Genomic DNA, 12,007 nt, shown 5'->3' with positions numbered 1-12,007 from the left:
GGTAAGCTTAGATATAAAAACGGCCGCACTAGGCGACCGTTTATCGAAACATTTTGATGTCTTACGCAATTGGCTCGAGCTGGTCAATAGGCCAACGCGGTGTGGCATGAACAGACAAATCAGCCGTTTCGCCATTCTTCAAGCGCTGCATACCCGCATAAGCGATCATCGCACCGTTATCAGTACAAAACTCAGTGCGCGGGTAGTACACCTCGCCACCAATTTTCTTAGCAAGTGCTTCAAGTTCAACACGTAGTTGTTTGTTTGCACTTACGCCACCAGCAATCACTATACGTTTCATGCCCGTCTGTTCCAGGGCACGCTTACACTTGATTACCAAGGTGCCACAAACCGCCTCTTGGAACGCATACGCGATGTCGGCACGAGTTTGTTCGCTATCGTCATTGTCACGAATCGTGTTCGCAGCAAAAGTTTTTAAGCCCGAAAAGCTCATATCCAAGCCCGGACGATCCGTCATTGGACGCGGGAACTTAAAGCGACCCGGCGTGCCTTTTTCAGCTAGTCGAGACAGCAAAGGACCACCAGGGTAATCTAAGCCCATTAGCTTCGCCGTTTTATCAAACGCTTCACCTGCTGCATCATCAATCGATTCACCAAGGATCTTGTATTCACCAATGCCTTTCACTTCGACCATCATAGTGTGACCACCCGAAACAAGCAGAGCGACAAACGGGAACGGAGGTGGGGTATCTTCTAGCATTGGAGCAAGAAGGTGACCTTCCATGTGGTGAACAGGCACCGCTGGTACCCCCCAAGCGTAAGCAATACTGCGACCAATGGTTGCACCAACAAGCAGCGCACCAACAAGGCCAGGGCCAGCAGTGTAAGCCACACCGTCGATATCTTTAGAGGTTAGGCTTGCCTCTTTAAGAGCCGCTTTGATTAGCGGAATTGTTTTCTTCACGTGATCACGTGATGCCAGCTCAGGAACTACACCACCGTAATCGGCGTGCAGCTTTACTTGGCTGTATAATTGATGAGAAAGCAGGCCCTGCTGCTCATCATAAATTGCGATTCCTGTTTCATCACAAGAGGTTTCAATACCAATAATGCGCATAATTTTCTCGGCACGCTTTCGTCTAAAATGGGAAATTAGCACAATATTACCCTGCCTAAGCTCTTCAAACAAATATTGTACAGACTATAATCGACAAAGTGCTTTACAAAGCCACTCTGATCGGATTAAAATTCCGCACCATTTTTGATCAAGCTGGTTAGAGACCACACTTAATCGAAAGTTGTCTACGGATAATTTTTCTGATTTGGTCATCAGTAGCCAGCGATAATGAATAACCCCTGAGGTGAAAGGCATATGCCAATAGTTAAAGTACGTGAAAACGAACCGTTCGACGTTGCACTACGTCGTTTCAAGCGCTCTTGTGAAAAAGCAGGTATCCTTTCTGAAGTTCGCCGTCGCGAGCACTACGAAAAGCCAACTACAGTTCGCAAACGCGCTAAAGCAGCAGCTCAAAAGCGTCACGCTAAGAAGCTAGCTCGCGAAAACGCACGTCGCGTTCGCCTGTACTAATAACTTAATCCATAAGGACTGAGTTATGGCTCTTATTGAACAACTCAAAGAAGAGCAAAAATTAGCGATGAAAGCCAAGGACAAACCGCGCCTTGGCACTATCCGTTTAGCTCTTGCTGCTGTAAAGCAACGTGAAGTCGACGAACAGATTACTCTGAGCGATGACGACATTCTTGCTGTACTAGTAAAAATGGTTAAACAACGTCGCGATTCTGTTGCTCAATATGAATCAGCTGGTCGTCAAGATCTTGCTGACGTGGAACAAGCAGAAATTGCTGTACTTGAAGGCTTCATGCCTCAGCCGCTTACTGAAGAAGAAGTAATCGCACTACTTGATAGCGCAATTGCAGAAGCTCAACCTGCGGGCATGCAAGACATGGGTAAAGTAATAGCTATCTTGAAACCTCAAATTCAAGGGCGTGCAGATATGGGTAAAGTTAGTGGTTTAGTTCGTTCTAAACTCGCTTAATCCCAAATCAAATTGCAACAAGCCGTGCAATCCTTCGGAACGCACGGCTTGTTTGTATCTGTAACCTATTCAAACTATTATTATACACACTCTCAGTTAGTGCATTTTTCTAAGGTTTTATGGCAGGACACATCCCGCGTAGTTTCATCGATGATCTCCTAGCGCGTCTCGACATTGTCGACATTGTGGACGCACGCGTGAAACTTAAGAAAAAAGGCAAAAACTATGGTGCTTGTTGCCCATTCCACAACGAAAAAACCCCTTCTTTTAGCGTAAGCCAAGAAAAACAGTTTTATCACTGCTTTGGCTGCGGTGTGCACGGCAATGCTATCGACTTCATGATGGAGTTCGAACGTCTCGATTTTGTCGAAGCGATTGAAGAGCTTGCCTCTTTCTTAGGCCTCGATGTCCCTAGGGAGCAACGCAGCGGCGAGATATCAACAGCACCAAGAGCCAACAGCGAACAAAAACGTAACCTCTACGACTTGATGGGTGGCATCAGTAATTTTTACCGCTCTCAGCTGAAAATATCGGCCAACAAGCCTGCGATTGATTACCTAAAAAATCGAGGCCTTTCTGGTGAGATCGTCCAGAAGTTTGGTATTGGTTATGTGGCCGATGAATGGGACTTGGTTCGTAAGAACTTTGGCCAACAAAAAGAAGCCCAAGACATGCTCGTGACTGGCGGCATGTTAATAGAGAATGATAAAGGCAACCGATACGACCGATTCCGTGGACGAGTGATGTTCCCGATTCGCGATCGTCGTGGTCGTGTAATTGGTTTTGGTGGCCGTGTCTTAGAAGATGGCACACCTAAATACCTAAACTCACCGGAGACGCCTATCTTCCATAAGGGTAAAGAGCTATATGGCCTTTATGAAGTGTTACAAGCCCACCGTGAACCACCTCAAATTCTGGTGGTTGAAGGTTACATGGATGTCGTGGCTCTTGCGCAATATGGTGTAGATTACTCGGTGGCTTCACTAGGCACCTCAACAACCGGTGACCACATCCAGATGCTGTTTAGACAAACCAGCACTGTGGTTTGTTGTTACGATGGTGACCGGGCTGGTAAAGAGGCTGCATGGCGCGCACTAGAAAATGCACTTGAGTACCTAAAAACAGGTAACACGCTCAAGTTTCTGTTCTTACCCGATGGTGAAGACCCAGATAGCTATATCAGAGAAAATGGCAAGGCCGCTTTTGAGCAGCTCGTCCAAAATGCAACGCCACTGTCGACCTATTTGTTCGATAACCTGATAGAAATACACAAACTGAACTTGGGAACAACCGAAGGAAAATCGGCACTGCGTGCGCACGCTAGCGCCTTAATTAATAAAATTCCTGACAGTTATTTCCAAGAGTTGCTCGAAAAATTATTGGATGAGCGAACTGGATTTGATAACCAACTGAGACGTGCTCGTGTTCATACACAAAATCCGACACCTCAACCGCATAAGGAGCTCAAGCGAACTCCAATGCGTGAAGTTATCGCTTTGCTTATCCAAAATCCGAGCTATGCTGATATGGTACCGGATTTATCAAGTGTCAAAGCGTTACCATTACCTGGACTAAGTTTATTCATCGAAGTACTTGATAAATGCCACGCGCATCCCCATATCAACACCGGCCAGTTATTAGAGCACTGGCGAGATAATAAACATGAGGCTCTTCTGTCTCGTCTAGCGAGCTGGGAAATCCCCCTCGACGAAGACAATCAAGAAGACATATTTTTAGACTCATTGGACAAAATACTTGCCCAGTGCGTTGAAAAACAAATTGAAAACCTGCAGGCCAAAGCAAGAAGTGTCGGTTTATCAGCCGAAGAAAAAAGGGAGCTACTAGCTTTAATGCTAGATCTCAAAGCGTAACCCTGTTTGATTAGTCAGCATTTAATAAATTTGTTAACATAATTGGTTTGCATTTGAGAATGCAACGTCCTTCACCAGACCTGAAGTTGGATATCATCTATGGATCAAAATCCGCAGTCACAGCTTAAATTACTTGTTATTAAAGGCAAGGAACAAGGCTATCTGACCTACGCCGAAGTAAACGACCACCTACCTGCAGAAATCGTGGATTCTGAACAGGTAGAAGACATCATTCAAATGATTAACGACATGGGCATCAAAGTAGTTGAAACTGCACCTGATGCTGATGATCTAGCACTTAATGATGACGATGCCAATATAGATGAAGACGCAGCCGAAGCTGCAGCTGCTGCGCTTTCAAGCGTAGAAAGCGAGATTGGCCGTACTACTGACCCAGTTCGCATGTACATGCGTGAAATGGGTACTGTTGAACTACTGACTCGTGAAGGCGAAATCGACATTGCGAAGCGCATTGAAGATGGTATCAATACCGTTCAACTATCTGTTGCTGAGTACCCAGGTACTATTCCGTACATTTTGGAACAGTTTGACCGTGTACAAGCAGAAGAGATTCGCTTAACAGACCTAATCAACGGCTTCGTTGACCCAGATGACGATGGCACAGCTGCACCAACAGCAACTCACATCGGTTCAGAACTTACTGAAACTGATCTGGAAGACGAAGATAAAGAAGACGCTGAAGACGACGAGGAAGAGGAAGAAGATACAGGTATCGATCCAGAGCTTGCTCTTGAGAAGTTCACAGCGCTTCGCACTAGTTACCAGAACCGTCAGCTAGCGATCAACGAGTACGGCCATGAAAGCCCGAAAGCAATACTTGCAACAACAATGATGCAAGACGTATTCAAAGAGTTCCGTCTAACACCAAAACAGTTTGATTACCTAGTAAACGAACTGCGTAACTCGATGGATCGAGTACGTACTCAAGAACGCCTAATCATGCGTCAAACGGTTGAGTACGGCAAAATGCCGAAGAAATCTTTCATTGCTCTATTTACTGGCAACGAATCAAGCGAAGCATGGTTAGATGAAGTACTCGCTTCTGATAAGCCATACGCAGAAAAGATCAAACGTCATGAAGGTGATATTCGTCGTTCAATCCAGAAACTGGACATGATCGAGAAAGAGACCTCTCTGACAGTTCAAAGCATCAAAGATATCAGCCGTCGCATGTCTATCGGTGAAGCGAAAGCTCGTCGTGCGAAGAAAGAGATGGTTGAAGCGAACTTACGTCTAGTAATCTCGATTGCTAAGAAGTACACAAACCGTGGTCTACAATTCCTGGATCTAATCCAAGAAGGCAACATCGGTCTGATGAAAGCGGTTGATAAGTTTGAATACCGTCGTGGTTACAAGTTCTCTACTTACGCTACATGGTGGATCCGTCAAGCAATTACTCGCTCGATTGCCGACCAAGCTCGTACTATCCGTATTCCGGTTCACATGATCGAAACGATCAACAAACTAAACCGTATCTCTCGTCAAATGCTACAAGAGATGGGTCGTGAACCACTGCCGGAAGAATTGGCTGAGCGCATGCAAATGCCTGAAGACAAGATCCGTAAAGTACTGAAAATTGCTAAAGAACCAATTTCTATGGAGACACCTATCGGTGACGACGAAGATTCGCATCTAGGTGATTTCATCGAGGATACAACACTAGAACTTCCTCTAGACTCTGCAACGGCAACCAGCCTACGCGGTGCAACTAAAGACGTTCTTGCTGGCCTAACACCTCGTGAAGCTAAAGTACTGCGTATGCGTTTCGGCATCGACATGAACACTGACCATACTCTTGAAGAAGTTGGTAAGCAGTTCGACGTAACTCGTGAACGTATCCGTCAGATCGAAGCAAAAGCACTGCGTAAACTTCGTCACCCAAGCCGCTCAGAAACTCTGCGCAGCTTCCTAGACGAGTAATCACACGCATTGATGTGATTGGATTTTAAGCACAATTAAGAAAAGGTGAGCTATGGCTCACCTTTTTTGTACCTGTATGATTTAAGTGGCTAAGATATAAGCGGAATTGCTCCATATAGTATCTAGACACCACTGCATGCTTCCCCTATAATCTATGCCCTATGGCCCCTTAGCTCAGTGGTTAGAGCGCACGACTCATAATCGTTCGGTCCCCAGTTCAAATCTGGGAGGGGCCACCAAATTAGAGAAGCCAGAACAGTTCATGCTGCTCTGGCTTTTTGCTTTTATAAGCTCGCTATTCTTTATGCCCTACTCATTTCAATACATCCCTGAATGAGTGAACTCCACAGTACACAATCCCAATTGCCTCTCTGTGACTAAGCTTACTTTTCTTTTCTAAAAAAATCGGCAATATAGTTGTACATAAATTACTCAATCATTCAGGGAAGAAACATGAAAGACGAAACACTCTCGATTCACTTCGGCTACGAAACCGATCCAACCACTAAATCCGTTGCTACCCCTATCTACCAAACTGTCGCCTATGAATTTGACGATGCTCAGCATGGTGCTGATCTGTTCAATCTAGAAGTACCAGGCAATATCTACACCCGCATTATGAACCCAACCAACGATGTGTTGGAGAAACGTATGGCTGCGCTAGAAGGCGGTATCGCAGGCTTGGTGTAAGTGCGGGCAGTGCGGCAATCAACTATGCTATTCAGACACTGGCACAAATCGGTGACAACATCGTCTCAACACCTCAGCTTTACGGTGGTACTTACACCTTGTTTGCTCACATGCTGCCAAACCAAGGGATTGAAGTTCGTTTTGCCAAAGACGACAAGCCAGAAAGCTTAGCTGAGCTAATCGATGAAAAAACCAAAGCGGTTTACTGTGAGAGTATCGGTAACCCTGCGGGTAATATCATCGACTTAGAGCGTATTGCAGAACTTGCTCACGTACAAGGTGTGCCTATAATTATTGATAATACGGTGGCAACACCAGTTCTGTGTAAGCCTATCGATTTTGGTGCCGACATCGTGGTGCACTCACTAACCAAATATGTTGGTGGTCACGGAACAACATTAGGTGGCGTGATTGTCGACTCAGGCAAATTCCCTTGGTCGAAGCACAAAGATCGCTTCCCTGTATTTAATCAACCAGAACCTTCTTACCATGGTGTGGTTTATACCGAAGCCTTTGGCGAGGCTGCATTTATTGGTCGCGCTAGAACGGTTTCCCTGCGCAATACAGGTGCAGCACTGTCGCCAATGAATGCTTTCATGCTAATGCAAGGCTTGGAGACGTTATCGTTACGTATGGAGCGACACACAGAGAATACATTGAAAGTGGCAGAATACCTCAGCCAACACGAAAAAGTCAGTTGGGTAAGTTATGCCGGTCTGCCTGATTCGGAATTCTACCCACTCGCTGAAAAGTACATGCAAGGTAAACCATCAGCCATTCTATCTTTTGGCTTAAAAGATGGTTATGAAGCCGGTGTCCGTTTCTATGATGCGCTGCAAATCTTCAAGCGCTTGGTAAACATCGGCGATGCGAAATCTCTCGCATGTCACCCTGCTTCTACGACACACCGTCAGCTAAACGAAGCAGCACAAAAGCAAGCCGGTGTCTCACCAGAGATGATTCGCCTCTCAGTAGGTATTGAGCACATCGAAGATATATTGGCGGACCTAGATCAAGCTCTTGACGCTTAATCAAGGTAAGTAACAGCAAGCTATTAAAGTGCAAAGTCTACCAGTTAAAGTAAAAATGTGATCTAATCGAGGTCATCGAATTCTTGCAGAAAATAGCTATGAGTAGACTTAATAATACAGATTTTAAAAAGCTAGCAAGCGAACAAAAAACCATTCAAATGAAGGTTCGCTTGCTAGGAAGTGTTGACCTTTCATGAGTGTTTTTTGAACAGCATGGTAAAGGGTTATAATTTGCTTCGCCAAAAGTAAAACCATAACCAATACCATGCCAAGAACAATGCTAACTGATATTCGATGGGAACTGCTACTCCAAGTTATGAAAAGTACAGGTCGTATTTACGATAAAGCTGAACATCGAATGACATTTGAAGGAATACTTTATCGAATGAGAACAGGTACTCCTTGGCGAGATCTACCCTCTGAGTTCGGAGAGTGGAGTACCGTTTACAGACGATTTAATCTTTGGTTAAAGAAATTTTAGATAGGCTTTTCAGAAGGTTATCTAGCATGGCTGATTTTGAATGGGTCTTTCTTGATGGCTCTATAGTTCGAGCGCATCAGCATAGCACAGGTTCAGCTACTGAAAGCTCAGAGCAAATAGGAAAAAGTCGCGGGGGCAACTCAACCAAAGTTCACTTAGCTGTGGATAGTGGTGGCCTGCCGATTTGCTTTGATTTATCAGAAGGCCAACGCCACGATATAGTGCATGCCGAAAGCTTAGTTGAACAACTCGATGAAGTTAATACCATCGTTTGTGATAGAGGTTATGATAGCGAACCTTTCCGTACTTTTGTTAAGGAACGTGGCGGAGAAACGGTAATTGCTAAACGCAATTACGGACAAGATATAGACAAAGACAGTATGGATTGGTGTCTATACAAGTATCGTCACTTGGTCGAAAATGCCTTTGCGAAAATTAAGTATTATCTGGCTATTTCAATTAGATATGACAAGTTAGAAAGGAATTATGCCAGCATATTATCGCTGGCATTCATGTTGATGTGGCTACCGATGTATTGTTGAACGCGAAATCTACAGCAAAGTTCAACACGCCCTAGTCATAAGACTAGGCTTTCTAATAAGTGCCAGAGTGGCCGGGGTTGCGAGCAACCTGGACTCTTTCGGCCGAAGGGCGAACACAATCATTCAAAAGTAAAAAGCCCAAGCAGTTATGCTTGGGCTTAGTATAAGTGGCGGAGTGGACGGGACTCGAACCCGCGACCCCCGGCGTGACAGGCCGGTATTCTAACCAACTGAACTACCACTCCGCAGTGTCTATTCAGCTTAAAGCAATTTGAGCCTGACGATGTCCTACTCTCACATGGGGAGGCCCCACACTACCATCGGCGCTATTGTGTTTCACTTCTGAGTTCGGCATGGAATCAGGTGGGTCCACAATGCTATGGTCGTCAAACAAATCCTGTTGTTAACTTGATTAATCAAATCAACTAAATCATGGTGCTGATACCCAGACTCGAACTGGGGACCTCACCCTTACCAAGGGTGCGCTCTACCGGGCTGAGCTATATCAGCAATTCAAATATCGTTTAAAACGATTCTGAAAACTTTTTCTTCACTTTTGAAAAGTGAAAATAAATTTGAAGCCTGGCGATGTCCTACTCTCACATGGGGAAGCCCCACACTACCATCGGCGCTATTGTGTTTCACTTCTGAGTTCGGCATGGAATCAGGTGGGTCCACAATGCTATGGTCGCCAAGCAAAATTTTGCTTTTACTTCCAGTTTTAAACACTGAAGGCAAAATAATCTGGAAAGCTGTTTTTCGTTCTCTTCAAACGCATTCAAGGTCTGTCTTTCTATTGAGTCCACAAAACCCCTTGGGTGTTGTATGGTTAAGCCTCACGGGCAATTAGTACAGGTTAGCTCAATGCCTCGCAGCACTTACACACCCTGCCTATCAACGTCGTAGTCTACGACAACCCTTTAGGACGCTTATAGYGCCAGGGAAAACTCATCTCAGGGCTCGCTTCCCGCTTAGATGCTTTCAGCGGTTATCGATTCATTCAAGGTCTGTCTTTCTATTGAGTCCACAAAACCCCTTGGGTGTTGTATGGTTAAGCCTCACGGGCAATTAGTACAGGTTAGCTCAATGCCTCGCAGCACTTACACACCCTGCCTATCAACGTCGTAGTCTACGACAACCCTTTAGGACGCTTATAGCGCCAGGGAAAACTCATCTCAGGGCTCGCTTCCCGCTTAGATGCTTTCAGCGGTTATCGATTCCGAACTTAGCTACCGGGCAATGCCATTGGCATGACAACCCGAACACCAGAGGTTCGTCCACTCCGGTCCTCTCGTACTAGGAGCAGCCCCCTTCAATTTTCCAACGCCCACGGCAGATAGGGACCGAACTGTCTCACGACGTTCTAAACCCAGCTCGCGTACCACTTTAAATGGCGAACAGCCATACCCTTGGGACCGACTTCAGCCCCAGGATGTGATGAGCCGACATCGAGGTGCCAAACACCGCCGTCGATATGAACTCTTGGGCGGTATCAGCCTGTTATCCCCGGAGTACCTTTTATCCGTTGAGCGATGGCCCTTCCATTCAGAACCACCGGATCACTATGACCTGCTTTCGCACCTGCTCGAATTGTCATTCTCGCAGTCAAGCGGGCTTATGCCATTGCACTAACCACACGATGTCCAACCGTGTTTAGCCCACCTTCGTGCTCCTCCGTTACTCTTTGGGAGGAGACCGCCCCAGTCAAACTACCCACCAGGCACTGTCCGTAATCCCGATTCAGGGACCAACGTTAGAACATCAAAACTACAAGGGTGGTATTTCAAGGACGACTCCACCACATCTAGCGACGCGGTTTCAAAGTCTCCCACCTATCCTACACATGTAGGTTCAATGTTCAGTGCCAAGCTGTAGTAAAGGTTCACGGGGTCTTTCCGTCTAGCCGCGGGTACACTGCATCTTCACAGCGATTTCAATTTCACTGAGTCTCGGGTTCTGCGACTCTCGTCTGCTCCATCCGCAAGGGACTTCACTGATAAGAGCGTACCTTCTCCCGAAGTTACGGTACCATTTTGCCTAGTTCCTTCACCCGAGTTCTCTCAAGCGCCTTGGTATTCTCTACCCGACCACCTGTGTCGGTTTGGGGTACGATTCCTTACAATCTGAAGCTTAGAGGCTTTTCCTGGAAGCATGGCATCAATGACTTCACTACCGTAGTAGCTCGACATCGTATCTCAGCGTTAGTAGCGGTCCGGATTTACCTAAACCACCCGCCTACGTACTTGAACCTGGACAACCGTCGCCAGGCCCACCTAGCCTTCTCCGTCCCCCCATCGCAATTGTAAGAAGTACRGGAATATTAACCYGTTTCCCATCGACTACGCCTTTCGGCCTCGCCTTAGGAGTCGACTTACCCTGCCCCGATTAACGTTGGACAGGAACCCTTGGTCTTCCGGCGAGGGAGTTTTTCACTCCCTTTATCGTTACTCATGTCAGCATTCGCACTTCTGATACCTCCAGCAGCCCTTACAGACCACCTTCAACGGCTTACAGAACGCTCCCCTACCCCACATACCCTAAGGTACGTAGCCGCAGCTTCGGTGTATAGCTTAGCCCCGTTACATCTTCCGCGCAGGCCGACTCGACCAGTGAGCTATTACGCTTTCTTTAAATGRTGGCTGCTTCTAAGCCAACATCCTGGCTGTCTGAGCCTTCCCACATCGTTTCCCACTTAGCTATACTTTGGGACCTTAGCTGGCGGTCTGGGTTGTTTCCCTCTCCACGACGGACGTTAGCACCCGCCGTGTGTCTCCCGGATAGTACTTACTGGTATTCGGAGTTTGCAAAGGGTTGGTAAGTCGGGATGACCCCCTAGCCTTAACAGTGCTCTACCCCCAGTAGTATTCGTCNAACCTTGCTACTAAAATTAAGTCGCTGACCCATTATACAAAAGGTACGCAGTCACACCACGAAGGTGCTCCTACTGCTTGTACGTACACGGTTTCAGGTTCTATTTCACTCCCCTCACAGGGGTTCTTTTCGCCTTTCCCTCACGGTACTGGTTCACTATCGGTCAGTCAGTAGTATTTAGCCTTGGAGGATGGTCCCCCCATATTCAGACAGGATATCACGTGTCCCGCCCTACTCGTTTTCACTGATTATGATGTGTCGGTTACGGGGCTATCACCCTTTACTGCGAGACTTTCCAGACTCTTCACCTGCATCATTAAAAGCTTAAGGGCTAATCCAATTTCGCTCGCCGCTACTTTCGGAATCTCGGTTGATTTCTCTTCCTCGGGGTACTTAGATGTTTCAGTTCCCCCGGTTTGCCTCYTGTTGCTATGTATTCACAACAAGATACTTACTTATGTAAGTGGGTTTCCCCATTCAGGAATCCCAGACTCAAAAGGTTATTACTACCTAATCTGGGCTTATCGCAAGTTATTACGCCTTTCATCGCCTCTGACTGCCA

5 protein-coding genes, 3 tRNA genes, 3 rRNA genes and 2 pseudogenes are annotated in these 12,007 nt (G+C 46.4%); 7 read left to right on the top strand and 6 right to left on the bottom strand.

Annotated features, from left to right (window positions below; all coding sequences use genetic code 11):
- Positions 1–61: 61 nt before the first annotated feature.
- Complete coding sequence (tsaD, locus tag L1D11_RS02640) at positions 62–1,078, bottom strand: tRNA (adenosine(37)-N6)-threonylcarbamoyltransferase complex transferase subunit TsaD (protein ID WP_239832543.1); 1,017 nt, start codon at positions 1,076–1,078, stop codon at positions 62–64.
- A gap of 255 nt (positions 1,079–1,333) precedes the next feature.
- Between tsaD and rpsU the strand changes: the two genes are divergently transcribed.
- The 7 genes and pseudogenes from rpsU (at position 1,334) to L1D11_RS02605 (ending at position 8,574) form a co-directional block, all read left to right on the top strand.
- Complete coding sequence (rpsU, locus tag L1D11_RS02635; protein ID WP_004396009.1) at positions 1,334–1,549, top strand: 30S ribosomal protein S21; 216 nt, start codon at positions 1,334–1,336, stop codon at positions 1,547–1,549.
- 25 nt (positions 1,550–1,574) lie between these two features.
- Complete coding sequence (locus L1D11_RS02630; RefSeq protein ID WP_239832542.1) at positions 1,575–2,018, top strand: GatB/YqeY domain-containing protein; 444 nt, start codon at positions 1,575–1,577, stop codon at positions 2,016–2,018.
- Between the two features lie 119 nt (positions 2,019–2,137).
- Positions 2,138–3,889 (top strand): DNA primase, encoded by a 1,752-nt coding sequence (gene dnaG, locus L1D11_RS02625; RefSeq protein ID WP_239832541.1) that lies wholly within the window; start codon positions 2,138–2,140, stop codon positions 3,887–3,889.
- A 99-nt stretch (positions 3,890–3,988) separates the two neighbouring features.
- A complete protein-coding gene (gene rpoD, locus L1D11_RS02620) occupies positions 3,989–5,830 on the top strand; it encodes an RNA polymerase sigma factor RpoD (RefSeq protein WP_239832539.1) in 1,842 nt (613 codons plus the stop codon).
- Between the two features lie 163 nt (positions 5,831–5,993).
- Positions 5,994–6,069: transfer RNA gene (locus L1D11_RS02615), tRNA-Ile, on the top strand.
- 214 nt (positions 6,070–6,283) lie between these two features.
- Positions 6,284–7,551: pseudogene (locus L1D11_RS02610) on the top strand (aminotransferase class V-fold PLP-dependent enzyme).
- 265 nt (positions 7,552–7,816) lie between these two features.
- Positions 7,817–8,574, top strand: a pseudogene (locus tag L1D11_RS02605) (IS5 family transposase).
- A 168-nt stretch (positions 8,575–8,742) separates the two neighbouring features.
- Here the strand turns inward: L1D11_RS02605 and L1D11_RS02600 are convergent.
- The 5 genes from L1D11_RS02600 to L1D11_RS02580 form a co-directional block, all read right to left on the bottom strand.
- Positions 8,743–8,819 (bottom strand) — tRNA-Asp (locus L1D11_RS02600).
- Between the two features lie 30 nt (positions 8,820–8,849).
- Positions 8,850–8,965 (bottom strand): 5S ribosomal RNA (rrf, locus tag L1D11_RS02595).
- Between the two features lie 42 nt (positions 8,966–9,007).
- Positions 9,008–9,084: transfer RNA gene (locus L1D11_RS02590), tRNA-Thr, on the bottom strand.
- 70 nt (positions 9,085–9,154) lie between these two features.
- Positions 9,155–9,270, bottom strand: a 5S ribosomal RNA gene (gene rrf / locus L1D11_RS02585).
- A 351-nt stretch (positions 9,271–9,621) separates the two neighbouring features.
- Positions 9,622–12,007 (bottom strand): 23S ribosomal RNA (locus L1D11_RS02580); the annotation flags it as partial.

The sequence above is a fragment of the Vibrio sp. Isolate32 genome, from assembly GCF_022397955.1.
Taxonomy (GTDB): Bacteria; Pseudomonadota; Gammaproteobacteria; order Enterobacterales; family Vibrionaceae; genus Vibrio.
This window is presented reverse-complemented; position numbering and strand designations above follow the sequence as displayed.

Coding starts and splice junctions, on each gene's coding strand:
- dnaG (WP_239832541.1), top strand. CDS start 2,138: ATGGCAGGACACATCCCGCGTAGTTTCATCGATGATCTCCTAGCGCGT.
- rpsU (WP_004396009.1), top strand. CDS start 1,334: ATGCCAATAGTTAAAGTACGTGAAAACGAACCGTTCGACGTTGCACTA.
- L1D11_RS02630 (WP_239832542.1), top strand. CDS start 1,575: ATGGCTCTTATTGAACAACTCAAAGAAGAGCAAAAATTAGCGATGAAA.
- rpoD (WP_239832539.1), top strand. CDS start 3,989: ATGGATCAAAATCCGCAGTCACAGCTTAAATTACTTGTTATTAAAGGC.
- tsaD (WP_239832543.1), bottom strand. CDS start 1,078: ATGCGCATTATTGGTATTGAAACCTCTTGTGATGAAACAGGAATCGCA.